The 24,739-nt window shown below is 68.0% G+C and carries 18 protein-coding genes and 1 pseudogene; 11 read left to right on the plus strand and 8 right to left on the minus strand.

Translation table 11 applies throughout. The features are described from left to right. Positions 1-13: 13 nt before the first annotated feature. A pseudogene (locus tag KBY19_RS06640) lies at positions 14-312 on the plus strand (transposase); the annotation flags it as partial. Positions 313-365: 53 nt separating this feature from the next. Here the strand turns inward: KBY19_RS06640 and KBY19_RS06645 are convergent. Both KBY19_RS06645 and KBY19_RS06650 read right to left on the minus strand, forming a co-directional pair. Next, positions 366-941: a hypothetical protein gene (locus KBY19_RS06645; protein WP_210956883.1), complete on the minus strand. Its 576-nt coding sequence runs from the start codon at positions 939-941 to the stop codon at positions 366-368. 54 nt (positions 942-995) lie between these two features. Next, positions 996-1,760, minus strand: a complete 765-nt coding sequence (locus KBY19_RS06650) for a transposase family protein (protein ID WP_210956882.1) — start codon at positions 1,758-1,760, stop codon at positions 996-998. Between the two features lie 705 nt (positions 1,761-2,465). Between KBY19_RS06650 and KBY19_RS06655 the strand changes: the two genes are divergently transcribed. The 5 genes from KBY19_RS06655 (at position 2,466) to KBY19_RS06675 (ending at position 7,126) form a co-directional block, all read left to right on the plus strand. Further along, entirely contained in the window at positions 2,466-3,686 is a 1,221-nt protein-coding gene (locus tag KBY19_RS06655; protein WP_143674962.1) for an ATP-grasp domain-containing protein, read from the plus strand. A 62-nt stretch (positions 3,687-3,748) separates the two neighbouring features. After that, complete coding sequence (gene sbnA, locus KBY19_RS06660) at positions 3,749-4,744, plus strand: 2,3-diaminopropionate biosynthesis protein SbnA (protein ID WP_247690681.1); 996 nt, start codon at positions 3,749-3,751, stop codon at positions 4,742-4,744. Positions 4,745-4,879: 135 nt separating this feature from the next. After that, the gene (locus KBY19_RS06665; protein WP_143674961.1) at positions 4,880-5,068 is read left to right on the plus strand and encodes a hypothetical protein; all 189 of its coding nucleotides are present in this window, start codon (positions 4,880-4,882) and stop codon (positions 5,066-5,068) included. Continuing rightward, positions 5,065-6,123: an ornithine cyclodeaminase family protein gene (locus KBY19_RS06670; RefSeq protein WP_143674960.1), complete on the plus strand. Its 1,059-nt coding sequence runs from the start codon at positions 5,065-5,067 to the stop codon at positions 6,121-6,123. Before KBY19_RS06665 ends, KBY19_RS06670 begins: the two co-directional genes overlap by 4 nt. A 46-nt stretch (positions 6,124-6,169) precedes the next feature. Beyond that, positions 6,170-7,126: an ornithine carbamoyltransferase gene (locus KBY19_RS06675; protein ID WP_247690682.1), complete on the plus strand. Its 957-nt coding sequence runs from the start codon at positions 6,170-6,172 to the stop codon at positions 7,124-7,126. 217 nt (positions 7,127-7,343) lie between these two features. On the opposite strand, the gene KBY19_RS06680 is transcribed toward KBY19_RS06675, so the two are convergent. From KBY19_RS06680 to KBY19_RS06690, 3 genes are all read right to left on the minus strand, one after another. Then, positions 7,344-8,081 carry a thioesterase II family protein gene (locus KBY19_RS06680; protein WP_099886183.1) on the minus strand — a complete coding sequence of 246 codons (738 nt, stop codon included), beginning with the start codon at positions 8,079-8,081 and terminating at the stop codon, positions 7,344-7,346. Continuing rightward, positions 8,078-9,976, minus strand: a complete 1,899-nt coding sequence (locus tag KBY19_RS06685) for a non-ribosomal peptide synthetase (RefSeq protein ID WP_247690683.1) — start codon at positions 9,974-9,976, stop codon at positions 8,078-8,080. Before KBY19_RS06685 ends, KBY19_RS06680 begins: the two co-directional genes overlap by 4 nt. A gap of 711 nt (positions 9,977-10,687) precedes the next feature. Continuing rightward, positions 10,688-13,717, minus strand: a complete 3,030-nt coding sequence (locus KBY19_RS06690) for a beta-ketoacyl synthase N-terminal-like domain-containing protein (protein WP_307843451.1) — start codon at positions 13,715-13,717, stop codon at positions 10,688-10,690. Positions 13,718-13,909: 192 nt separating this feature from the next. Here KBY19_RS06690 and KBY19_RS06695 point away from each other — a divergent pair, with 192 nt between their 5' ends. The 4 genes from KBY19_RS06695 to KBY19_RS06710 all read left to right on the plus strand — a co-directional run bounded on the left by KBY19_RS06695 (position 13,910) and on the right by KBY19_RS06710 (position 21,822). Then, the gene (locus KBY19_RS06695) at positions 13,910-17,050 is read left to right on the plus strand and encodes an amino acid adenylation domain-containing protein (RefSeq protein ID WP_247690685.1); all 3,141 of its coding nucleotides are present in this window, start codon (positions 13,910-13,912) and stop codon (positions 17,048-17,050) included. Further along, positions 17,047-18,234, plus strand: coding sequence for a cytochrome P450 (locus KBY19_RS06700; protein WP_210965371.1), 1,188 nt, complete (start codon positions 17,047-17,049; stop codon positions 18,232-18,234). Before KBY19_RS06695 ends, KBY19_RS06700 begins: the two co-directional genes overlap by 4 nt. Before the next feature lie 1,115 nt (positions 18,235-19,349). Beyond that, positions 19,350-21,221 (plus strand): ABC transporter ATP-binding protein, encoded by a 1,872-nt coding sequence (locus KBY19_RS06705; protein WP_210965403.1) that lies wholly within the window; start codon positions 19,350-19,352, stop codon positions 21,219-21,221. A 76-nt stretch (positions 21,222-21,297) separates the two neighbouring features. After that, a complete protein-coding gene (locus KBY19_RS06710) occupies positions 21,298-21,822 on the plus strand; it encodes an NUDIX domain-containing protein (protein WP_210965372.1) in 525 nt (174 codons plus the stop codon). Between the two features lie 361 nt (positions 21,823-22,183). Here KBY19_RS06710 and KBY19_RS06715 read toward each other — a convergent pair whose 3' ends face one another. The 3 genes from KBY19_RS06715 to KBY19_RS06725 all read right to left on the minus strand — a co-directional run bounded on the left by KBY19_RS06715 (position 22,184) and on the right by KBY19_RS06725 (position 24,270). Then, entirely contained in the window at positions 22,184-23,152 is a 969-nt protein-coding gene (locus KBY19_RS06715; protein WP_210965373.1) for a zinc-binding dehydrogenase, read from the minus strand. A gap of 222 nt (positions 23,153-23,374) precedes the next feature. Continuing rightward, positions 23,375-23,668 (minus strand): DUF1330 domain-containing protein, encoded by a 294-nt coding sequence (locus KBY19_RS06720; protein ID WP_099886179.1) that lies wholly within the window; start codon positions 23,666-23,668, stop codon positions 23,375-23,377. A 38-nt stretch (positions 23,669-23,706) separates the two neighbouring features. Next, positions 23,707-24,270 (minus strand): carboxymuconolactone decarboxylase family protein, encoded by a 564-nt coding sequence (locus KBY19_RS06725; RefSeq protein WP_099886178.1) that lies wholly within the window; start codon positions 24,268-24,270, stop codon positions 23,707-23,709. Between the two features lie 103 nt (positions 24,271-24,373). Here KBY19_RS06725 and KBY19_RS06730 point away from each other — a divergent pair, with 103 nt between their 5' ends. Then, a complete protein-coding gene (locus KBY19_RS06730) occupies positions 24,374-24,649 on the plus strand; it encodes a helix-turn-helix domain-containing protein (RefSeq protein ID WP_209212488.1) in 276 nt (91 codons plus the stop codon). The last annotated feature ends 90 nt before the right edge of the window (positions 24,650-24,739 follow it).

Consider the following 24,739-nt stretch of genomic DNA (forward strand, 5'->3'; position numbering starts at 1 on the left):
GCGGCGATGCCGCGTTCCGCTGGTCACCGTCGGCGACGGTGACCAGCCTCCCCACCGCCGCCCAACTCGCCTCCTACGCTGGCCTCACCCCGACCAAGAGGTCGCCGGGACCTCCATCCACGGCGAACACGCACCCCGAGGCTGCAACCGGCAGCTCAAACAGGCGATGTTCCTTTCCATCTTCGCCTGTACGAACACCAATCCGGCCTCCCGCGCCTACTGCGACAAGCAACGCGCCCGCCTAAAACCCACACCCAGGCCCTCCTCCGCCTCGCCCGCCAACGCATCAGCGGCCTTTTCGCCATGCTCCGAGCACCCCCCGGGCTGAGCCGGGGGGGAGGGAGGACGTACGAACTCCGGCTCCCTCAGAGTTTGCCTTCCATGAGAACCGTGCGATGCCCCCCGAGTGCGCGGGAGAGACCTTCGATGAACCCGGGGCCGAAGTCGGGCCAGTCCCAGAACTCGAAACCGAGATACCCGAAGGCGAAGTAGTCATCCGACCAGGTCCACGCAGTCAGGTCACCAGGGCGCCGACAATGCGGGCAGGCGACTGCCGCGCTGCCTGTGTCGCTCCAGTCGCTGATGGCCTCACCAAAGGGTTCCCACGCACCCTCGATCTCCTCCAGCCGGTCGGTGTAGAAATCCGCCCGCCCGGCACAATGGGGGCACACCGCGAACATGGGTTCGCCCTGACCGCAGTTGAATACGGTGCGGCTGGTCTCGATCCTGAGTCCGTCGCTGGGCTCCCAGTCCTCCTGACCGACCGCCTTGGCCCAGGAGGGACCGGGCGGATGCCCCGACGGCGCCCCGAGAACACAGTCGGTGAGCTCGGCCCGAACGATCCCCTCCCTGACCAGCCAGTCGAGTCCGCTGTCTGCCAGGGTGCGGGCGTCCGCATGCGTGGCGTCGAGGTCGACGACGGTCTGAAAATAGTTCCCCATGAGGCAACAGTAGAAGCAGCCACCGACAGCACGTCACTGAGCCCCTTGCCAACCTCAGCTTGAAGCTGCCAGGTGGAGGGTGAGGATGGCTTTGACCAGGTCGGTGATTCGGGTGGTGCTGCACCGCAGCTTCCGCAGCAGCCGCCAGGACTTCAGGGTGGCGACGGCCTGTTCGCCGAGTGCTCGTATCCGTGCGTGGGAGCGGTTGTGGGCTTGCTGGCCGGTGGAAAGCGTCTCCCACCGGCCTCGGCAGGGGACGCGGATCGTCCCGCCGGCGCCCTGATATGCCTTGTCCGCCCAGCAGGGGATGTCCTCGGCGGTCAGGGCATCGATGATGCCGTGGGTGCGGGCGGCTTTGATGTCGTGGACCGCGCCGGGCAGTGCGGGTGAGGCCCACAGCAGTCGGCCCAGGGGATCAGCGATGACCTGCACGTTCATGCCGTGACGGTGGTGCTTGCCGGAGTAGTACAGCCGGTCGGCGGCGATTCGGTCGATGAGTAGGAGCGTCCCGTCCAGGATGACGAACGCCTTGCGCTTCGCCGCGTGGGATACCGCCGTGAGATCCGGGGCGAGGGCGGCCAGGATCTCAACGGGTTCGACGATGTAACGGTAGACGGTGGTGGTGCCAACCCCGAAGCCCGCCGGGAGCTGCGTGTAGGTGTGACCGCACCGCAGGCGGGCCAGGACCAGCAGCGCCTGCCGGCCGACCGGGAGCCTGCGCCACCGGGTCCCTACCTCCACGCGGCGGACGGCCAGCAGACCGGCCAGGTGTCGCAGGGCTGAGCTGGACAGATCGATCCCGGATGGGTAGACAAGCACGACGAAGCTCCTGGTACAGCGAGTGATCTTGGTCGCGAACTCGTTTACCAGGAGCTTCACCACGTCGCGCGACCGGGGCACTCATCAACCGACACTGCTCGTCCGCAGGTTGGAAAGGGCTCAGTGAACCGGACCAACCCGCCTGAATGCAGGGACCTGCCCCTGTCCGGTACTTCGAGACCTGCTGATCAAGCGTTTAGCCAACGCACGATCAGCGAACTCTGCAATCACCCTGCCTGCATTACTGAACGCTTTTGCCGAACATAAAATGGAAGCCAGGATCAATATGAATATGGGCGGCAGATCACCCTATATACTGCATCTCCACGGTGGTGACGAAAGAGGGAAGCAGACACGAAACCGCACATTCGCCACAATCACCCCCATGCCCAGCAGTGGAAAGTGTTGGGCATGCATTGCGAACAGCCTTGAAAGCTATTCGCCATGCGTGTGATGTTCATCACATGAGGGCATATGTCGTAGGCGTGATCACGGTGTTAGATTACATTTCACCAGGCCGCGACAGGCGTGAAGAACAGGGGACTCTCTTCGCCTTGGCAAGGGCCTTCAGATCTCCTCAGCGTCAGCAATTGCCTTCAAGATCGTTTTCTTGGTGAATACTCCGTGGGTGCCGCCCCACGCTTGGGCTACCAGTAAGCAATTCATCTGATTTTCGAGCGCAATATCCAAAATTGGAGACCCTGAGTGAAGACCGCCTTTTTTATCGAGAGCAACATGTTGGACTACGGCCTCGAAGGTATGCGGCTCGCCAAGGAAAAAGGTTATCAAGCTCATTTCGTCGCCCGCGATCCATCGGAGTACCAGAATTTCTCTCCGAACCCGGTCAGCATTGCCGATTCCCACAGCGTGGTCGACACCTATGACCTGGTGAAACTGATGCATTTCTTCACCGACCACGCGCCGGACGCCGTGATCGCGTTCGACGACTACCGGTTGGTGCAGGCAGCCGTGATCGCGGAGCGGCTCGGCCTGCCGCACGCCCCGGTGGACGGCTTGCTCAACTGCCACTTCAAGGACCGTTCCCGGAACTTGACGAACGGCATCGGACGCTCCGTGGCGGCCGCACGCGTGCCGCTGAACGAACCGGGCGACACATCTCCACTCGGATACCCGTGTGTGGTGAAACCCTTGGACGACAGCAGCAGTACCGGAGTCCGGGTCTGTTCGTCCGACGACGAGTACCGCGCGGCTGTGCATACCATCGCCGCCCACCCGGTCAACCCCCGCGGCTACCGCCGCGCACCATTCGCCCTGGTGGAAGAGTTCATCGACGGACCAGAGTTCACAGCCGAGCTGATGTGGGACGACCGCACCGACAGCTGGCGGTTCCTTGGATTCACCAAGAAGTTGATGGCCGAGCTTCCCTTCCGGGTCGAGCTCGGGGCCATGTTTCCGTATCATTTCGGGGATGCCGAGGAGGACGCTCGCATAGTCCGGGTGGTCGTCGACTGGCTCGCTGCGGTGGGTCACCGCCGGGGAGCCGCCCATGTCGAGTTCAAGATCGTCGATGGTGTGCCGGCGTTGATCGAGATCAATCCGCGGCTGGGCGGCGACCAAATCCGTGAGCTGATGCGGCTCACCCTCGGGCATGATTCCGTCGACTTGTATACGCGTCTGCATCTGGGCCTTCCCCCTGGCGAATCGACAGGCGACACCCGCGGCGGCTACGCGGCAAGTCTCTATCTGACGCCCCGGCGCACCGGACTGATCACGTCCGTGACGCCCCCGTCCGAGCTGCCTGCGGGAATCGTCCGCAGCACCTTCACCTCAGGACCCATGCAGATCAATGGTGTGGTCGACAACGGCGACCGCCTCGGCCATGCCATCTCCTGGGCCGACGAATTCGATACCTCATTGGCCGTCGCAGAGGAATACCTTTCCCAGGTGGAGGTCAAGTACGCCTGACTCGGGGCGAATGGGAAACTGCCGAAGAATCGGACGGGCACGCAGTTATCCAAGGGGGATTCTTGCTGCATGACTCTATCGTGGACTGCATCGGCAGCACCCCGATGGTCCACTTAAGACGCCTCTTCCCGACGGGACCGCAGGTATTCGCCAAACTCGAAATGCTCAATCCTGCAGGAAGTGTCAAGGACCGTACCGCACGGCACATCATCGAGACCGGCATGCGTGAGGGCCTGTTTCGTCCCGGGACACACATCGTCGAGAGCACTTCCGGAAATTTCGGTGTCGCGCTGGCCATGATGTCCCGGATCCATGGCCTGCATCTCACACTGGTGGTCGATCCACACATCACATCCAGCAACCATGCGATCCTGAAAAGCTACGGTGCGCGGGTCGAGATGGTTGACGGTGCGGCAACCGGAGGCAGCTACCTTCCCGCGCGTATCGCGCGGGTGAATGCCATACTGGCTGCCGATCCCACTGCAGTCTGGATCAACCAGTACGCCAACTCCCTTGGACCTGAAGCACATTATCGGAGTACCGCAGAGGAAATTGCCAAGGACCTGCCGAGCCACCCTGACTATCTGGTCGTTGCGGTGAGCACGACTGGCACGTTGAACGGCCTGGCGCACCGGCTGAAGGAGTATTCCGACGGGCTCCAGGTGATCGCCGTGGACGCCGTCGGATCGGTGGTGTTCGGCAATCCTCCCGGACCGCGCCGACTTCCCGGGATCGGCTCGAGCCGGGTTCCGGAGCTGCTCGACGAGAGCCTCGTCGATCGTGTCGTCGAAGTGACGGACGAGGAATCGATCGAGGCCTGTCATGACCTGTTGTCCAAAGAGGCGATTTTCGCCGGCGGGTCCTCCGGATCGGTCATCGCAGCCATCCGGAAAATCGCCCCTTCCATATGCCCCGCATCCTCCGTCGTCACCCTCTTCCCCGACCGGGGAGACCGGTACATCGACCTGGTCTATGGCATGGCAACCTCCGAGGGCCTGCTCACCGGGACGTCGGCCGAGGACAGCGAGTCCCTCGTCGGCACAAGGACGGGTTCATGACTACCGCCCACCCCGCACAGGCGATACCCAGGCTGGCCGGCGTCCGTGCTGCCGTCTCATTCATGGAGCTGGGCACGGAACGCAGCCAGGAGAAGCCTCATCTCCTCACGGACGAGGCAACTGCGGCTGCCGCGAGTGGCCGCCAACGCGGCGGAGGGCACCGAAACCGGCTGGCTTCCGCCCGGACAGGGCGTGGGGTCGACCAAAAGCCAATGCGACAACGAAATCGCCGGCCTGCTCACCTTCCTGAACGCGGATATCGAACAGCCAGGCACCGCTGGCGCACCGCGGCAACGTACTACTAAAGGGGAAGGGCTCAAGTGAAGCCAGACCGAATCAGAATTCTCGACCGCACCACAGTGATGCGCTGCCTGGCCGAGGTCGATCCCGTCGGCGTGGTCGAGTCCGCAGTACGCGAGCACACCCTGGGTCGCTCCGACCTGCCCGCCGAGGGTTACATGGCCTGGGAGAACTCCGCGAGCGCATACACTCGTTCGGTAGCGATGCTCGGATGCGTACAGCAAGGTCAGAGCATGGCGTACGGCATCAAGCTGATCAACGCCTCGGTGACCAATCCCGCACTGGGCATCGAGCGCGCCGGCGGCTTCACGGTGCTCTTCGATCCGGAGACCGCCCGCCCGGTCACCCTGGTGGAGGCCGGACACGTCAGCGCTCTGCGCACTGCCGCTTACACGATGTCCAGCCTGCGCATGCTCGGCCCCACGGACTTCGACGCGGTGAGCATCATAGGATGCGGCACCATTGCGGCCATGCACGTGAAGCTGCTGGCCCAGTATTTCCCGGCAGTCCGAGAACTTCACCTGTACGACATCGACTCCTCCCGGGCGGCCGCGCTTGGCCGGAATGTCACAACACACTGCCCGGATCTGCAAGTCACCGAGCACCCGGACGCCGAGTCGTGTGTGAAGGCGAGCCACGTGGTCGTCACCCTGACGGTGTCATCCGAACCGTACATTCCGCCCGGCTGGTTCGCCCCGGGGACCTTCATCGCACACGTGTCGCTCGATGACGTGACGCCGGCCGTGTTCCAGGACGCTGAGGCGATCTATGTCGACGACATCGACCTTGTGCGGGACAACCCCCGCCGCGTCCTCGGATCGGTGATGCAGGCCGGCGACGTGGTGGCCGACACGGAGCCCTCGGCCGCGCACGGGCATGCCCTGGCAAGGCGGTACGGAGAGGTACTACTCGGTCGCGAGGAAGCGATACGCCCGCAGAACGGCCTTGTCGTGAGCAACCCCTTCGGCATGGCGATCCTCGACGTGGCCGTCTGCCAGGAGGTGGCCGCACGGGCGGAGGCAACTGGTCTGGGAACCGTCGTCGATCTCATGGGTGATCGAGAACAGGCAGACGCGTGAACCTGTCCAGCCGGAGCCAGACATCGAAGAAACGCGAGGCGAAGCGATGACAGACCAGACGAGCGCTCAGGCCGGCGGGATGCGCCCTCCGCGCAGTCTCATCTCCCTGCACGACCTGACGCCTGAACAGTTGCAGACGCTCATCCGTCGCTCCTGCGCCTGGTACGAGGACAGACGCCCCGAGGAGCGCCCCCTGCGAGATCTTGTGGTGGGCACGCTGTTCAGCCACACCTCGACGCGTACCCGGACGGCTTTCACCAGCGGTGCGGTACGGCTCGGCGGTACCGTGATCGCCTTCGGGCCGAACGATCTGCAACTCGCCACGGGTGAGACGCTCTCGGACACCGGCCGCATCCTGGGCGGAATGCTCGACGCCCTGGTGGTGAGGAGCTCTGTTGGTGAGAATGATCTGCGCGAGCTCGCCGGCACAGCCTCGATACCCGTCATCAATGCGATGGTGCGCGAGGAGCACCCCACCCAGGGGCTCACGGACATCGCCCTCCTGTCCCATCGCTTCGGTTCGCTGCGGGGGCTCCATCTCGCCTATCTCGGCGAGGGGAACAACACGGCCGCAGCCCTTGCACAAGGCCTTGCACTGGTCCCCGGAGCGGCCCTGACCCTGGCGACGCCTGCCGGGTACGGGCTCGACCCCGCGGTCCTCGTTCGAGCCCAGCAGACGGCGAAGACGTGGGGCAGCAAGGTCGTCGAGGTGCACCGGGTCGACGATATCGACGGCGACGTGGACGTCGTCTACACGACTCAATGGCAGACCACCGGGACCAGCAAGAGCGATCCGGACTGGCGGACGGCATTCACCCCGTTCGCCGTCGACGAGCGTCTGATGGCGCGGTGGCCGGACGCCTTCTTCATGCACGACCTGCCGGCCCGCCGGGGCGAGGAGGTCACGAGTGGCGTACTCGAAGGGCCCCGGTCGCTGGCCTGGGAGCAGGCGCAGATGAAGCTGGCCAGTGCGATGGCCGTACTCGATTGGTGCCTGACCTAGATGACCCGGTTGCGACCCGCGACCCGCCGGGGCCGCTTCAGCTTGGTGTTCCTCTCAAAGCTGCCGTTGCTCGGGGCTGGAGAGTATCCCTTCGACTGCCACGAGCTCGCCGCCCCGCACCGGCGAGGCGGTGGATGCCGGACCGCATTTCGATACGTGCGCGTGCGTCAAGACAGGTTGCAGGTCGAGATTGAGAGGCGGCCCCGGTCCGCGGAGTTCAGCCGGAACCGGGTCGCGGGGCGGAGAGGGTCTCACGCAGGAGGGAGAACGGCGGGTCGGCGATGAGGTACATGTGGTTCCCGGGAACGCCGACCTCCTGGATGGGCACCGTGCTCAACGTGCTCCACGGACGGCGGTCCGCGTCATCGTCCTGGTCACCGACGATGGTGGTGACCGGACACCTGAGCAACGGCTCGGGCGCCATGTTGTAGCTGTGGAACATGCGATTGTCGGCGATCAGATACGGCATGACCACCTCCTGGAAGATCGGGTCCGCCGCCATCTCCGCGTCGGTGCCGCCCATCCTGACCAGGTCCTTGAGTATGTGGTCGGGGTTCTCGTCGAGAACCGAGCCGGTGGGCAGTGGGGCGTCACAAGAGCCCGAAGCGAACAGGTGCTCGATGTAGATGCCCCGGTGCTGCAGCGCGCGTGCCGTCTCCAGCGCCACGGGAGCGCCCAAGCTGTGTCCGAAGAAGGCGAGTGGGAGATCCGCCAGCGGTTCGAGTGCGTCGGCGATGTCGGCGCTGAGCTGGACGAGGTCGTGCGGAGGTTCCTCGTCCAACCGGTTGGCGCGCCCGGGGTACTGGACGCCGTGGACCTCCACCTCGGTCAGTGACTGGCTCCAGGAACGGAAGAAGGAGGCCGACGCCCCGGCGTGCGGGAAGCACACCAGGCGTATGCGTGCGCCGGGCCGGGCGGTGTCGCACGCCAGCCAGCGCGAGGCGTACGCGGTCACTGGTGGGCCCCCCTACGTGCGCGCTGCTGGCGAAGTCTGGCCGTACGGGCTCTGCGGGCGGCCTCGGCGGAGTTCGACGTCACCGTGTCCTCTCCCTGATCGCGACTGGTACGGATGAGCGTGGCCTGTGCCGCCACGGTGGTTTCCTGGAACAGGGAGACAATCGTCGGCCGCAGCCCGCAGTGCCGCTCCAGCGCGTCCTGGAGCTTGAACATGGCCAGCGAATGGCCGCCGAGATCGAAGAAGTTGACGTCCAGGGGCACCGTGGCCACGTCGAGCACCTCCGACCAGGCGGCGATCACCTGGGTGGTGAGCGGATCGCCGGAAAGGGGCGCGGTCGCGGGACGGGCGGCGGGCGGTTCCGCGGCGAGCGTCCGCAACCGCGCGCGGTCCAGCTTGCCGTTGAGGTTGCGCGGCAGTTCCGGCAGGACCCGCAGCTCGCCGGGCACCATCACAGGGGGCAGCTTCTCCGCGAGGGCGCGGCGCAGCGCAACCGGGCCCGCACCCTCCCGCGAGGAGGCGGCGAAGCCGATCAAGCCCGATCCCCGCGCGTCAGGCAGGACGACCGCCTCCTGGACGCCCTCCAGCAGGCGCAGCGTCGACTCGATCGCCCCGAGTTCCACGCGGTGGCCGCGGATCTTGATCTGGTCGTCCTGGCGGCCGATGAAGTCCAGCCTGCCGTCCGCGTTCCGGCGCACGATGTCACCGGTCCGGTACATGCGCGCGCCGGGCTCAGCGGCGAAGGGATCGTCGAGGAAGACCGCTGCCGTAGCCTCGGCGCGTCCGAAGTAGCCACGTGTCACGCCGGCCCCGCCGATGAGCAACTCGCCCTCCGTCCCCGGTGGCACGGGCTGGAGCTCGTCATCGAGGACGTACAGCCGCGCACCGGGGATCGGGCCGCCGATGCTGACCGGTTCGACGCCCGTGAAGCGGTGGAAGGTGGCCCACACGGTCGTCTCGGTCGGGCCGTACTCGTTGACCAGGTCCACCACGGAGGAGTGGACCGCGAAGTGCCGGTCGACCAGTGACTGTGGCAGGGCCTCGCCCGCCACGATCACCTGCCGCAGGGAGGCGAGTTGCTGTGTCCCGGCGCGTTCGGCAGCGTCGAGCAGCAGCTCGTACAGAGTGGGCACGCACAGGGTGCGGTTCACGCGGTGGCGGCGGACGAGGGAGACCAGTTGATCGGCGTCGCGCAGTTCGTCCTGGGATGCCACGACGAGGCAGCCGCCCGCCTGGAGCGTCCCCCATATTCCGGCGACCGACGAGTCGAAGGCCAGCGGTGACATCAGGAGGAAGGTCGGGTTACCCGGGTAGACCATGAGGCGGGCCCGGGTGGAGGCGGCGAGATTGCGATGCTCGACGATGACACCCTTGGGCTCGCCCGTACTGCCCGAGGTGTAGATGAGGTAGGCCGGATCAGCCGGGCCGACCGCCGCAGCGAAGGAGTCGGGGGCCGCGGCGTCGGGCTCCTCGCCGGGAACGCTCGGGACCGTCACGACGGGCGTCTGGGAACCGGCCGCACGATGCTGCGCGTCTGCCGTCGACACGACGGCCTCCACCTGCGCGTCGTGGAGGATTGCGGCGACACGGGCATCCGGCTGTGCCAGATCGATGGGCACATAGGCGGCGCCCGCGCCGAGGACGCCGAGCACGGACGCGATCATCGCGGCAGAGGGCTCGGCGAGGAGGGCGACCCGGTCACCGGCACCCACTCCGGCTGCGGCGAGGCGGTGGGACACTTGTCGGGACCAGGAGATCAACTCGCCGTAGGTGACGGCGATGTCACCGCAGCGCACGGCGACCGCCGCGGGATGGTCGGTAGCCAGGCGGGCCACCACTTCGTGCGCGGGAACGAACGCGCCCGTGGGCAGCGGTTCGCCGATTGCCGAGGCCATCCACTCCTGTATCCCTGCGCCACCGTCCTTCGGTCTGGACGGAGAGGATTTCACGTGTTCCAAGCCCGACATGAGAAAACTCCCCAACGCTATCAGCGGGATCGCTGGGGGCTTGCTCGCGACGTATGCGCTCCAGCCACCCTCACCAGCACTTTGCTGACGAACTCCGTCGCGTGGGTTCGCCCATTGCTCGGTCCGGATTCGAGAAGGAAAGTGTGGTCTCTGCTGTCACGGGTGACCGCGACGTGGTGGTGTGATCATAGGAGGGCGGATTGCTCCGCGCAACAAACAGGTAGGAGCGGATAGTTGGCTTTCCCCGACAGCAATCGAGGCGCGCGTGGTTCGTCTCGTGCGGCTTCGCCTGAGCCGAAAGGAGACATTCGCGTGAGGCCCCGGCCGGCGAGTCCTATTCGCTTGCGGCAAAAGCCCCTGATGGGGAGTCAGTACGCAGAGGCGGTCGTCGTCCGTCTCGGCCGATCGAAGGCGTTCAGGCGCACATCCGCGGCCAAGGCGCACGACAGCGAGCAGCGGCCTCCAAGTCCGCTGTCAGGCTCACGGGCCCGGGGGCCGGGCCCGTGCCCGAGGCGCTGATCCAGCTCCCCTGCCGCCTGCACGGCAAGCCCGTCATCGTCCCGGAGCGCGCTCAGGGCGATCGGCGGGTGTGTCCGCCTGGTCCGCCTCCATGCATGTGCTGGACGACCCGCGTCCGCTCTATCCGCCCTGTTGGTCCACTTCGTATGCTTCATCTGCTTCATCTGCTTCGTCCAGAATTCCGCGGACCATCGCGATATGGCCGTTCAGTGTCCGCCTGGCCAGCATCTCGCGCACGGGGACACGGATGCCGAACTCGCTGTTCACCCTGCGGATGAGCCGGGTGACCAGCAGGGAGTCGCCGCCCTCGGCGAAGAAGTCGGTGTCCGCCCCGAAGTCGTCACGGCCGAGCAGTTCCGCCCAGATCCGTGTCACTCCCTCCGTCGCGTCGACCGGGGCCGGGCTTTCGGGTTCCGGCTCCTCGCTCCGCTGCTCCGGCGGCGGAGCGGGGACCGGAGAGCGGCTCGGGTCCGTCGCGGGCGAGGCGAGCGCTTCCGGCGCCACCGAACGCGGTCCTGAGAAGGGGTAACCGGGCAGCCTGGTCCTGCGGCCACCGCCAGTCAGCCCGTCCGCCGCGATCGGCTGTCCCAGGGCCCACAGGGCGCCGACGCCACCGAGCACGGCCGCCCCCGACGCGTCGTCGGCCTGGTCCAAGGCGACCACGGGGAAACCGGCCGCCTCCGCCATCGGTGAGAGGGCACGCCCCGGTCCGATCTCCACGACCAGGGCGTCCGGTACGTGTTCGGCCAGCGAGTCGAGGGCGGCGCCGAACAGCACGGACTGCCGGACCTGGGTGACGAACACGTCGCGCGGAAGGGCGGTACCGGCCGCGACGACCCGACCGGACACGTTGAGCGCGATCGGAAGGGTCGGCGGCCGGAGTTCGATCCGCGCCATCGCCCGGGTGAGTGCGGGCAGCGCGGGTTCGATCAGGCGGGAGTGGCCCGCGTGGGTGTAGCGCAGGCGCCGTACGAAGTAGGTGTCGCCGACGCGCCGCAGATATTCCTCCACGTCTTGGACCAGCCCTCCCAGCACGCAGGAGTCCGGGCCGTTGACCGCGGACACGTCGAGGTCGAGACCCCATTCCTCGGCGAGTGCGAGGGCCTGCTTGACGTCCGCCCCGATGGCCAGCATCGCGCCCTCCGGGCAGCCTTGCATGGCACGACCGCGTGCGGACACGAACGCGCAGGCCTCCTCCAGGCTGAAGACTCCGGCGACGGCGGCTGCGGCGATCTCGCCGGAGCTGTGTCCGCACACCGCGGCCGGCCGGACCCCCAGGTCCAGGAGTGCGGTCGCCGCCGCGTGACTGACGGCGAAAAGGGCCGGCTGCGCCAGTTCGGGCCGGTTCAGCTCGTCGGCGGGGAAGTCCGGGTCGAACAGCGCCTGCCGGACCCGCTCCGCCGGCGGGGAGGCGAAAGCCGCGAGGCACCGGTCGAGTGCCCGACGGAATCCGGGGAGAGCGGTGAAGGGCTCGGCCATGGCCGGGCGTTGAGTGCCCCCGCCGGGGAAGAGGAAGACCACCGGGGCGGGGCCCGTCACCGGTGCTGTGCCACAGGACACCCCTGACCGGCCGGCGAGGCGCTCGGCGACCTCGGCACTCGTCCGGCCAGTGACGGCGAGGCGTTCGCCCAGGGCCGGGCGGCCGTTGACCAGGGTGCCGCAGACTTCGCCGAGATCCGGGTCGTGGGTCCTGAGGTGGGCGGCCAGACCGTCGGCCACGCGGCCGAGTGCCTCGGGATCCGCAGCCGACAGGAGCACCAGGCGCTCGCGCGGCGCCCGTGCCCCGGGGGCGGGCACGGCCGGCTCGCGCGGCGGCGCCTGCTCGATCACGACGTGCGCGTTGGTGCCACCGATGCCGAACGCGCTCACCCCGGCACGTCGCGGACGCTCCCCGGTCCAGGGGACGGCCTCGGTGGGTATGAACAGGGGGCAGTCCTCGGTCTCCAGCAGAGCATTGCGCGCGGTGAACCCCGCGACGGGCGGGATCAGACCGCTGCGCACCACGAGCAGGGCCCTGATCAGCGCGGCGACTCCCGCGGCGGCGTCCAGGTGGCCGACACTGGCCTTCAAGGCGCCCACCGCCACAGTGCCCTGCCGGGCTCCCGCGCTGCGCAGTGCGGCGCTGGCCGCCGACCACTCGATGGGGTCTCCGATCCGGGTACCGGTGCCGTGGGCCTCCAGATAGCCGATGGACCCGCCGTCGACGTCGGCCGCGCTCAGCGCCGCGCCGATGACCCGCCCCTGCCCTGCGGAGGACGGCGCGTAGTAACCGGCCTTCGTGTTCCCGTCGTTGTTGATCGCGGTGCCCAGGATGACGCCGTACGGCAAGGGGTCGTCCTCGGTGATGTCCGACAGACGGCGCAGCACCACGGCACCCGCGCCGGACCCGCCGACCACCCCGTCCGCGTGCTGGTCGAACGGCCGGCACACGCCCGTAGGGGACAGCACGCCGCCAGGCTGGTGCAGATGACCCGCCTGGGGGTAGCCGAACCCGGTCGCCACCACGAGGGCCTGGTCACAGTCGCCGCTCAGTAGCGCCTGCACCGCCAGGTGTACGCCGACCAGCGAAGAGGAACAGGCCGTCTGAACGGCGAAGGCTGGTCCGTTCAGCCCCAGTTTGTAGGCCACGCGGCTCGCCATGAAGTCCGGCTCGGTACCGTGGATCACTTCGTCCAGCAGGCCCGGATCGTCGACGATTCCGCCGCGGGCCATCGCGCGCATGTAGCCGCTGCCCGTCATGGACGCGTAGACGCTGGTCACCACCGTGCCGTCCCGGGGTGGAAACCCCGCGTCCTCGAGGGCGTTCCAGGCCACCTCCAACATCCAGCGGTGCTGAGGGTCCATCAGCTCGGCCTCGCGCTTGCGGACCTGGAAGAACTCGTGGTCGAAGCGGTCCCAGTCGTCGAGGTGACCGCGTACGGGCACATAGTCCGGGTCGGCGGCCAACGCGGCGGGCAGTCCGGCCGCGAGCAACTCCTCCCGCGTATATCTCCTGCTGTGGACACTTCCGTTCAGCTGGGAATCCCACCAGTCGTCGATTCCACGAGGACCCGGGAACCGCGCTGCCATCCCAGTGACCGCGATGTCCAAGGAACGATCCCGACTCGTCACAACGTCCTCCATCATGCCGTTGGAATACGGATATTCCATCTGATGTTGCGCTGATGTCGCAGTGGAATGAGCGGCCGTTGGTGACAGGCAGGATCGGTTTCCTCGGACCGCTCCGTGATCATGGCACAGTTCGCCGTTCGTGAATGAGGCATCTGCCGCAGTGACATTCAGTGACGAGATGCTGACTCAATTCCCTTTTTGCGTAAGGTAGTTGGCAGGACACGAACGGACATGGCAACGTCGTACGCTCCTGAGAATGTGCTCTCAGGCCCCCCATGCCTGAGGGCTGCGAAGGGAGTCGACGTGTTGCAGTCGCATGCCGACTGGGTTGCAGGAGTCACTTGGGAATCACCGGCGGGAGGACTGCATGATGCCTTCGCCGCACAGGCACACGCTCAGCCGCGGCACATAGCCCTCATCGCTCAGGACGCTCAGGTGCCCTACGGGGAACTCGACGCCCGCGCCGAGAAATTGGCCGGCCGACTCGCCGCCGCCGGTGTCGAACAGGGCCACTTCGTGCCGATCCTGATGCCGCGATCCGTCGACCTGGTCGCCACCGTGCTGGCCGTACTCAAACTCGGCGCGGCATACGCGCTGCTCGATCCGGACTGGCCGCTCGCCCGTCTCGACGCGGTGGTCGAACAGCTTCGGCCGCCCCTCGTCGTCACCACCCGACCGGGCGTGGTGGCGGAGCTGCCGGCGCCGCTGTGGACACCGGCCGAGGACGGTACGGAGAAAAGCCCCGCCCGCGCCACGGTGGCGGTACAGGGCTCCGACCCGTGCTGTGTGTTCTTCACCTCGGGCACCACGGGACAACCCAAAGGAGTGATCACGCCGCACCGGGCGACGGCACGGCTCTTCCAGGCAGGCACTTTCGCGCACTTCGACCGGGATACGGTCATCCCTCTCGCGGCGGCACTGCCGTGGGACGCGTTCTCCCTGGAACTCTGGGCCGCGCTGTACAACGGCGGCACCGGCGTCCTGACCGGCGAGCCGTTCCTGACGACCGAGGCCCTGCGCGCGATGGTCGCCGACCACGGAGCGAACACGGTGTGGCTGACCAGCAGCCTGTTCAACTTGACTGTCGATGAGGACCTGACGGCGATGAGTGGCCTGTCCCAGGTCATGATCGGCGGGGAACGCCTGTCCTCGCGGCACGTCGGCCGCTTCCTCGACCGGTTCCCCGACACGGCCCTGATCAACGGCTACGGTCCGGTCGAGAGCACCGTGTTCACCACCACGCACCGCATCACCGCCGCGGACTGCGCCCGACCCGGCGGCATCCCGCTGGGACGGGCGGTGCCCGGCACCTCCGTCTTCGTCCTTCAGGGCAGCCGCCCCTGCGCGGCCGGGGAACCGGGGGAGATCTGTGTCGCGGGCGACGGTCTGGCACACGGCTACCTCGGTGACCCGGAGCTTACGGCCGCGAAGTTCACGGATGTCGACATCGACGGTGAACAGGTCCGGCTTTACCGCACGGGGGACCTGGGTACCCGGGACGAGAACGGGATCGTCGAGTTCCGCGGGCGGATCGACCGGCAGGTGAAGATCCGGGGCAACCGCGTCGAACCCGCCGAGCTGGAACGGCAGATCGAGCGTCTGGTCCCGTACATCGCCGACTGCCGGGTGGTCCCTCGCTGGAACGAACTCGGCGGCGTCTTCGAGCTGGTGGCCTTCTGCGTGCCGGAGCCGGGTCGGCGGCGCGCCTCACCTCCGGACGTACTGACGATCCTCACCCGTCACCTGGCCGCCTATCAACGTCCTGTCGACGTCGTCTTCGTCGACTCCTTCCCGCTGACCGACAGAGGCAAGCTGGACGACCGGGCCCTGTTGGCGAGTGTGCCCGAGGCGCCTGTCGAGGACCACCACGGCCCCATCGGCGACCCGCTCGTCCGCCTGGTGGCCGAGGCCTTCGCCGCCGTGCTGGGCAGAGGGGCCGTGCCACCGCACACGTCCTTCTTCGCGTTGGGAGGCTCCTCGCTTCAGGCCGCCCGTGCCTGCACGCGCATCGGCAAGCGGGCGGGGCGGCCGGTTCCGCTGTCGATCCTGTACGAGCACTCGTCGGCCGAGCGCCTCGGAGCCTGGCTGCGGGCGGCCCAGGGCACGCACGACGTACCGCCGCCGACCGGTGAGATCCCACTGACCGCCATGGAGTTGGTCTTCCTCACCCGCCATCTGACGGCACCGCATGACCGGTCCGGATATTGCCTCATGACCTGGCACCTGGAAGGCCGGCTCGACCAGGATTCCCTGCAAGCGGCCATCGCCGCCGTCCACGAGCGGCACCAGGTACTGCGTACGGCCTTCCGCGTGGATCCTCTCCCCCACGCCGAAGTCACCGACATCTCCGCCCCGCCCCTGGAGCTCCTGGGCGCCCGGCCGACCATCGACGAGGCCGTCGTCGCGGTACGGCAGCTCTTCGAGGAGCCCCTCGAACCCCAGGACGCCGATCTGTGGCGCACCGCGCTGGTGCCGGTGACCGAGAAGCGGAGTTGGCTGTTCGGGCTGCTGGTCCACCACATCGGCTTCGACGGCCGGTCGGAATCCGTCCTGGCGCGTGACCTGTCCGACGCCTACTCCGGACGTGAGCCGCGAATCGCCCCGCCCACCCTGGCCGAGCGCACCCGGCTGACGACGGCGGCCACGGCCGTGACGGACTCGACGGGACGGACGGAGCGGGCACGGGAGGAGTTCCAGGACGTGCCCCAGATCCGCTGGCCCGCACGGCCCGACCGCGGGGAGACGGGTACGGGCCACTTCGACGTGTCCGTTCCCGCGGCCGTCACGGCGCGCCTCGACGCACGGGGCGCGGCGCTCGGAACGAGCCGGTTCGTGGTACTCCTGTCGGTCTGGGCGAACGTTATGGCCGAGGTCTGCGGACAACGGGACTTCGCGGTGGGCGTGCCCGTCGCCGAGCGCACCGTCCCGGAGTTGGAGCAGACCGTCGGCTGCCTGATCAACATGGTGCCGGTCCGCCTGCGCGGCGACGCGGTGGGCGGTGGCGAGGACGGCATCCGGGAGACCGGAAGACTGGTCCACCGGGCCTTCAGCCGCAGTGATATCCCCTTCACGGCCGTCAGTCAGGGCGCCGTTACGACGCCCGGACGGCCGCCGGTGTTCCAGTCCCTTTTCGCCCTCCAGGACAACCCTCCACCCCGACTCGACCTGCCGGGTGTCGTCTCCGCGTTTCTGCGCCAGCCGTACGCTGCCCTTCCCCTGGAACTGCACCTCGAGGTGTGGCCGGACGAGGACGGCGCGCTCGACGTGGTGCTCTCGTTCCGGCGCGATGCCGTCGCCGCGGCCACCGCACTGGAACTGCTGAAGGGATTCCATGACCGTCTTGCCCTGATCACCGCCGGAGCTGCGTCGTGAACGTCATCGCTTTCACCCCGGCCGACATCGTCGACCCGGAGCTGCACGCCTCCGGCGAGGTGCACCGGCTGTGGCGCTGGATGAGACAGCACGACCCGGTCCACTGGCACGAACCGGGCGACCTGCCGGGCTTCTGGTCGCTCACCCGGTACGAGGACATACAGCGGGTGTACCAGAACCCGGTCGTCTTCAGTTCGGCGCAGGGCGTCCTGCTGCGGCCGAGGGAACTGGGGGAAGATCCCGGCAGCGGTCTGACCATGGCCCTGACCGACCCGCCCAAGCACCGTGCCCTGCGAGGGCAGGTGGCCGACCGGTTCAGCGAACGGTGCGCCCGTTCCCTGGCCGGGGAGATGCGCGCCGAGATTCACTCGGTGGTGACGCGTGCTGTCGAGTCGGGCACCTGCGACGTGGTCCACGAGATCGGAGCCCGGCTCTCCAGCCACAACATCGGCAGGCTGCTCGGTGTGCCGCCGGAGGACCGTGAGCAGCTTCTGACGTGGACCGCGGAGGCGTTCGAGTCCGGTAAACCCCTCACCAGCCACCCCACGCTGATGCGCTATTTCATCGACATGATGTACGCGCGGATGGAGGAGCCCGCGGACGACGCGATGAGCATGTTCGTCAACAACGAGGTGCAGGGCGACCTGCTGACCGAGACCGAGATCCTGCTGGGCTGCGAGAACCTCGTCGGAGCGTCGGAGAACGCGGGTCTGTCGATGGCCTCGGGAATCCTCGCCCTCGTCGCGCATCCGCAGCAGTGGCAGCGGCTGGTACGGGAACGGGACGGTGAACTCGTCAGGACCGCCGCAGAGGAGGTGCTGCGGTGGACGAGCAGCGCCACCCACAGCATGCGGACGGCCACGGCGGACGCTGTTGTCCAAGGCCGGCGCATCGCCGCCGGGGACCGGGTCGTGCTGTGGCTCCCCTCGGCCAACCGGGACGAGTCGGTGTTCACGGAACCTGAACGGTTTGACCTCGGCAGGCAGCCCAACCGCCATCTGGCCCTGGGTACGGGCGAACACGTCTGCATCGGGAGCACAATGGCCCGTCACCAGATGCGGATGCTCCTGGAGACGCTCGCGGAGTTGGTCGCCGTCGTCGAACCGGCCGGGGATGTGGAGCCGCTGCGTTCGATCACGGTGAACGGGCCGGTGCACGCCACCGTGCGCCTTGTTGCCCGCTGAGCGAGGTCGCTGGTGGGTGGTCTTGTCATGGTGCGGCAGGTGGCGCCACTGTTCGGGATCTCGAAGTCCCTCGGTATCGCGGCCCGCTGCCCGGCTGGGGCCGCCCAGGATGGGCAAGCCGCCGCTGTGGTCTGTGGTGCGGGGCACGGCGTTGGCAGGCTCGGGCTGCCTGGGACGGGCGCGGCAGCGTTCACCCTGCATCGCGTAGCACTTCGGGCGCGTTCCCTGCCGACGGGGGTCGGGCTTGCACCGCGGGACGCGGAAGGTGGTCGGGGTGCCGTGGCTGCCTCGTCGTAAAACTTGCCCCCTTTGAGACTCCGGCCTGCTGATTGTTCGCGCTGTGCCGCCGGCGGGGATAGTCGGCGCGCGGGTGCCTCCGAACGGCCGCAATGGCCTACCAGCCGCTCTTGGCCTCCGCCCCTGTCAAGCAGCGGCAGTCGGGAGTGTGGCGCAAGCATCTGCCGGGGCGCGGCGGCGACGGCCCGGCCCCGCGCTCAGGGGCTCAGTCCGTCTCGGGTCATGAGGCCGCGCATCATGACCAGTCGTCGATGTCCCGGGCACAGCCGATGGCAGCCGGCCCAGCCTGAAACCCGCCGCCGGGTGCTCTGGCAATCCCCTGCCGGGGTGACCTGACCCCGTTCGAATGATCCCTGCGCCAGGTTTCGGCTTCCCGGCAGGCCGAAGCCTCATATCAGAACACCTGTTCACCAAATACCCGTTACAGGCTCCTTACTCGGGCTGTTTCTAGAGCACGTGTACCCCTCGTCCATCCATATGGAGGATGCCTTGCCGTCTGCCTCTTCTCATACGTCCGAGCGTTCCGGAATCGAACGGCTCCCTGGTGCCCGGGGCCCGTTGGGGCGGTGTCGCGTTGACCTTCCCGGAAGCCCCGTGGGCGCAGGGGTGTGGTCAGCATGAGGAAGCAGCCGCAGGGGAAGCGCGTGAGCAGCAGCGGTGAATCTCGTCGCGGTACGAGTCCGCCCGCGAAGGCATCTGGGCACGACCGCGCCGCACACGGGAAGACTGGTCTCACGGAGGCGTCGGCAGACACACCGACAGTGCCTCGGCAGGCCGAATGCGGCGCGGCAGAGGGCCAGGAGGCCGCCGAGCCGGAGATGCGGTACGTGGATCTGACCGGGAGCCGGGAGGCGGCCGGTCGCTCGATCCGGCTGATCGACATGGCCCGACGCCTGCCCCGGCTGGTGCGCCGGTCGCTGATGCTGGCCTGGCGGGTGGACCGGCCCGCGACCACGGGGCTTCTGGCCTGCCAGATCGTCTCGGGCATCATGCAGGCGATGGGCCTGATCGCCATCAGCGGCACACTGACCGCTCTGCTGGCCAGCGGGGACGTCTTCCACCGGCTGCTGCAGGCGTGGCCGTCGGTCGCGTTGCTGGCGGGCGCCGCCGCGGCGCGTGCGGTGATGGGCATCACGGTCAACTGGCTCTCCTCACGCCTGGGGCCGCTGATGACGCGCGAGGCCGAGCAGATGCTCCTCGACGGATGCACCGAGGTGGAGCTGGCCGCCTACGATGAGCCGGACTTCAACCGCGACCGGGAGGCGGCCGACCGCGGCGCGCAGGTCACCGGCGACCTGATCAACGAAGGCCAGGACCTGATCGCCTCTTCCGCCAGCTTCCTCGCCGGTGCCGTGGTGCTTGCCGGTGTTCACCCGGTCCTGCTGCCGCTGCTGGTGGCCGCGAGCCTCCCGCAGGCCGTCTCCCAGGTCAGCGCCGCGCGTGTGCGCTACCTGGCCAACCTGCGCAGCAACGGTGACAACCGCATGCTCGCGGTGCTGCGCTGGCACATCTATACGCGCGACGCGGCCGACCAGATCCGCGCCGGCACCATGGCGTCCTTCCTCTCCGAGAGGTACCGGCGCACCGTCGCCCGGATCAACCGCGAGGACCGGGCCGCCGCCGATCAGGGAGCCCGCTTCTCCCTGATCGGTGCGATGTGCGCAGGGGTGGGCTCGACGATCGTGTGGGCGGCGGTGGTCTGGCTGCTGGCGACCGGCCAGATCAGCGTCGGCCGCGCGGGCGCGGCGGTCTTCGCACTCCAGACGGCCGGACAGTCCGTACGCGGCCTGGTGTCGGTCGGCTCCCGGGCCGTGCGCACAGGCCTGTACATGGACGACTGGACCCACTTCCTGGAGAGGGCGGGTGGGTTCCGTATGCGCCGCGGCACCCTCCGCCCCGGGCCGCCGGAGACGATCGAGATCGCATCCCTCTCCCACCGCTACGCGGGCAAGGGGAAGGACGCGCTGTCCGAGGTCTCCCTCACGCTGAAGCGGGGTGAAGTGACCGCGCTGGTGGGCTTCAACGGTTCCGGCAAGACGACGCTCTCGCGGCTCGCCAGCGGCCTCTACCTGCCCAGCAACGGACAGGTGCTGTGGGACGGCGTCGCCACGGAGGAGGCCGATCCGCAAGCGCTGTGGAAGCAGGTGGCCCTGGTGCCGCAGGATTATGCGCGCTGGCCGTTGACGGTGCGGGAGAACGTCACCCTCGGGCAGCCCTCGCCGCGTGGGGACGCAGCTGTGCATGAAGCCTGCGAGGCCGCCGGTGCCGACGAAGTCGTCACCCGACTCGGGTCCGGGCTGGACACCCTTCTCGCCCGGGAGTGGCTCAACGGGGAGGAGCTCAGCGGCGGACAGTGGCAACGTATCGCTCTGGCCCGCGCTTTCATGCGAGATGCGGGCCTGTTGGTCCTCGACGAGCCGACTGCCAACCTCGATCCCCGAGCCGAGTACCGGATCTTCCAACGGCTGCGCGGTCTCGCACAGGACCGTGTGGTGCTGCTGGTGACCCACCGCATCACCAACCTGGCCGTTGCCGACCGGATCGTCGTCCTCGATGAAGGACGAGTTGTCCAGGACGGCACCTACCAGGAGCTCGCCGAGCAGCCGGGCCTCTTCCAGGAGCTGCTGTCCTACCAGGTCACCGCGGAGACAGCCCACAGCGACCGCGAGCAGCCCGGAGCACGTCCATGAGCCTCGCCCGCGCGTGGGCACGCGCCGCGCAGCAGCTTCCGCGAGCTGTCCCCTTCGTAACTGACGAGGTACTGACGTGCAGCCCAGGCATTCTCTGATCTCCGCCACCGACGACTCCAGCCACGTCTCCATCAGCCAGGCGCCGGCCAGAGCGCCGCAGGGGACCGTGCTGAACGTCGTCGGGGTGCATCTCTACCTGGAGGACGCCCAGGGGCGGGTGCTGCTCGGACTGCGCCACCCCGATTCGGCATACGCCGCGTCCATGCATCACTTCCTGGCGGGCCACTGCGAGCGCGAGAGCGCCAAGTCCTGCCTCGTGCGGGAGGCGTACGAGGAAGCCGGGCTCGTGATCGACCCCGACGCTGCCGAATTCGCCCATCTCGTGCACCTGATGGACGCCCCGGGCGGCACGCCGCGCATGCAGATCGTCTTCCGAGCTCGTTCCTGGTCCGGAACACCGGAAGTGCGGGAGCCCGACAAGTGCACCGGCTGGCGCTTCTGGGATCCCGACGAGCTCCCGCAGCAGGTTGTTCCGTACACCCGGGCCGCCATCGACGGAATCCGTGCCGGGCGCCTGTACACAGAAATGGGCTGGGCATGACAACCGGGCTGCCAGCGGCGCGGCCTGGACAAACATCCCGGACCACACACCTCACCGACCAGGCCAAGGGAACCAGGCCGACCCGGCGTGCGAGGCGAGGGCTGCCCGAAAGGGCATGGTCGCCCGGCTGGAGGCAGACGGCGCCCTCGGCCCTGGCCTCGTACGCGAGGCACTGCCCGCGCTGCCCCGCGAAGTGCTGCTGCCGCAGGCGTACGTGCGGCGCAGCGCTCCTGGTGAGAAGCCGGTGCGCCGCGATCTTCTGGACTGGGCCGACGCAGGACCGCAAGGTACTGCTCGCGGTGCTGCACTGCGGACGAACGCCCGTCCTGCCACCGTACGGGCCCCACGGGCGGCCCGCGCGTCACCCGCAAGGGTGCAGGATCAGTTTCCCCTTCGTGCGGCGGCCGAGCAGGTCCTCGTGCGCGTCGCGAGCCCGCGCCAGGTCGTACTCCGCGCCGACCAGGGGCCGCAGGCGACGCTGCGCCGTGAGGTCCAGCAGCTCCCCCAGCTCCGCACCGCCGGCACCGCTCCTGACGATGAGCGGGATGACCCAGAAGCCGGCGACAGTGATGCTGTCCACCGCCAGTCGGCTCGGCGCAATCGCGGAGGCTGGCTGCCGGGACGAGGCGCCGTAGGTCACCAGTCGGCCGAGGTGTCCGAGTGTGTCCAGGGCGGCGTCGAGGACGGGGCCGCCGATGGCGTCCAGGACGATGTCGACAGGGTGTCCGTGGTTGGCGTCAAGGACCCTCTCTTGATAGCCGGCCGCTTCGCCGTCGATCGCTGCGTCCGCGCCGAGTTCCAGAGCAAGGGCGCGCTTCTCGTCGGTCGACGCTGTGGCGATGATCCGTCCTGCCCCGAACTCCCGGGCCAGCTGGACCAGGAGACTGCCGGTCCCGCCCGCGGCGGCATGGACCACCGCGCTCTCACCGGGCCTGATACGCGCGACCGACCGAAGCAGATGCCACGCCGTCAGCCCCTGTAGGAGAACTGCCAGCGCTTCGCCCGCACCCACCCCCGGCGGCAACGCGACCAGGTGGCGGTCGGCGACAACCGTCTTGGCGGCGTAACCGCCCTGCGGGACGTAGCCGAGGACTCGCTGGCCGGCTGCGGTCCTGCCGACGACTTCCATGCCGGGAATACGGGGCAGTGGGCCTTGGGGGGCGTACGGACCGTTGGTGTGCTCGCCCGCGATCTGCTTGATGTCGCCGAAATTGACACCCGCGGCCTCCACCTGGACCACACTCTCGCCCGGCCCCGCCATCGGATCCGGCACATCAGCCTCCTCCAGGACCTCCGGGCCACCGAACCTCCCGAATCGCATGGCACGCATGAATTCCCTTCCTCGAGATCCCTGTTTCCAGCCCGTCCGAAAGGCTGTCCCGCAATGCTGTCCAACGGCCGGATGCGTGCGGAGCGGGGTCACCGGCCGGGAAGCGGGCGCCCCGGAGTTCCTCTTCCAGGAGGAGTCCATCGGCCGGGTAGCTCATGTGCGGTACCAGCCGGCCAACACGGGGAGCACGAGCACTTCGGTGAAGATCCGACTGGACCTCGGTCAGTCGATGCCTTCGACGATGCGGAAGTCGCGCTCGACGCCATCGGAGAGGGCGACCAGCGCCTCCTGGTAGGCAGCACTCTCGCGCGCCGCGACAGCCTGCTCGAAGCTGTCGAACTCGACCAGGACGGTGCGCTCGGCGATTCCGGCGTCATACGCCACGACCCGACCGCCACGGACGAGGGTCCGGCCGCCCCAGGGCTGGACGGCCTGACGGGCCAGCTTGTTGTAAGCAGCCAGCTTCTCAGGGTCTGAAATGGTGCGGTAGACGCTGACCCAGTAGCCCTTGGGCATGGAACCTCCAGTGTTCGGATGAGTGCATCTGACTGAGATCAGTGTGCGGAGATCGGCTCGGTGCCGGGCTCAAGGGGCAGGCGGAGCACCCTGACGGCGAACGAAATGGCGTGGTACCAACCGCAGACCAGGACCAGATCGAGTGCGGCATCTTCATCGGCGACAGCGACCAGGTTCGCCCAGGTGTCGTCGGACAGGTCAAAGGTCGCATGGAGTTCGTCGACCGCTTCGAGCACGGCACGATCGGTGGTGTGCCAGCAGTCGTCCGTCGGCCTCCCATCCGCGAGGGACCTGAGCTGCGCCGCGTCGAGTCCCGCCTTCTCGGCGAAGCCCGCTATGTGCACGGCCCACTCGTAGTCGGCGCCACACAGCGCGGTGGTCCGGTCGATGACCAGCTCGCGCTGGCGCAGAGTGAGAGCGGAGCGCCGAGAGAGGTAGTAGCTTCCCCAGCCCGCGATGGAGCGGGCGAGCTCGGGCCGCCGGGCCCACACCCGGAACAGCTGGATGGGTGAATGCCCCAGGAGCTCAAGAGCCTCGCTGGCTCCCTCGCCATAGGGCGGCGAGAGCGGTTCGATGCGCGGCTGCTTCGATTTCAGAGGCATAGCGGAGACGTTAACATTGGCGCTTTGGAAAGGGAAGCAGATGACACGACCAACACCACTCCCAGGCCGTCGGGTTCGCGGCTCGCATACTGGGCGCCCGATCATGGCGCTCCTGGACCTCTTGGGTCGACGCTGGGCGCTGCGGGTCCTATGGGAGCTACGGGACGGCTCATCTCCGACCTTCCGCCAGCTCCAGCAACGATGCGGCGGCGTCTCGTCAAGCGTCCTGGCAGACAGGCTTCGTGAGCTTGGACAGGCCGACCTCGTCGAAAACACCGGCGAGGGGTACCTGCTCACTGAACAGGGCAGGACCCTTCAGGAATCTCTCGCCCCGCTCGATGATTGGGCCTCCGGTTGGCGGCCCAAGGCGGCGGACTGACGGCCGTGACGGCAGGACGGGCACGGTCTCTCCAGTGGTCACAGAGTGTCGCGACTCCATGTTCGTCGGGACCGGTGCCCGCCTTGCTGC

Origin of the sequence: Streptomyces sp. B15, assembly GCF_018070605.1 — a bacterium.
In the GTDB taxonomy this organism is placed as follows: domain Bacteria; phylum Actinomycetota; class Actinomycetes; order Streptomycetales; family Streptomycetaceae; genus Streptomyces; species Streptomyces smyrnaeus.

Coding starts and splice junctions, on each gene's coding strand:
- KBY19_RS06645 (WP_210956883.1), bottom strand. CDS start 941: ATGGGGAACTATTTTCAGACCGTCGTCGACCTCGACGCCACGCATGCG.
- KBY19_RS06675 (WP_247690682.1), top strand. CDS start 6,170: ATGACAGACCAGACGAGCGCTCAGGCCGGCGGGATGCGCCCTCCGCGC.
- KBY19_RS06685 (WP_247690683.1), bottom strand. CDS start 9,976: ATGGCCTCGGCAATCGGCGAACCGCTGCCCACGGGCGCGTTCGTTCCC.
- KBY19_RS06690 (WP_307843451.1), bottom strand. CDS start 13,717: ATGGAATATCCGTATTCCAACGGCATGATGGAGGACGTTGTGACGAGT.
- KBY19_RS06695 (WP_247690685.1), top strand. CDS start 13,910: ATGGCAACGTCGTACGCTCCTGAGAATGTGCTCTCAGGCCCCCCATGC.
- KBY19_RS06705 (WP_210965403.1), top strand. CDS start 19,350: ATGCGGTACGTGGATCTGACCGGGAGCCGGGAGGCGGCCGGTCGCTCG.
- KBY19_RS06715 (WP_210965373.1), bottom strand. CDS start 23,152: ATGCGTGCCATGCGATTCGGGAGGTTCGGTGGCCCGGAGGTCCTGGAG.
- KBY19_RS06720 (WP_099886179.1), bottom strand. CDS start 23,668: ATGCCCAAGGGCTACTGGGTCAGCGTCTACCGCACCATTTCAGACCCT.
- KBY19_RS06725 (WP_099886178.1), bottom strand. CDS start 24,270: ATGCCTCTGAAATCGAAGCAGCCGCGCATCGAACCGCTCTCGCCGCCC.
- KBY19_RS06730 (WP_209212488.1), top strand. CDS start 24,374: ATGGCGCTCCTGGACCTCTTGGGTCGACGCTGGGCGCTGCGGGTCCTA.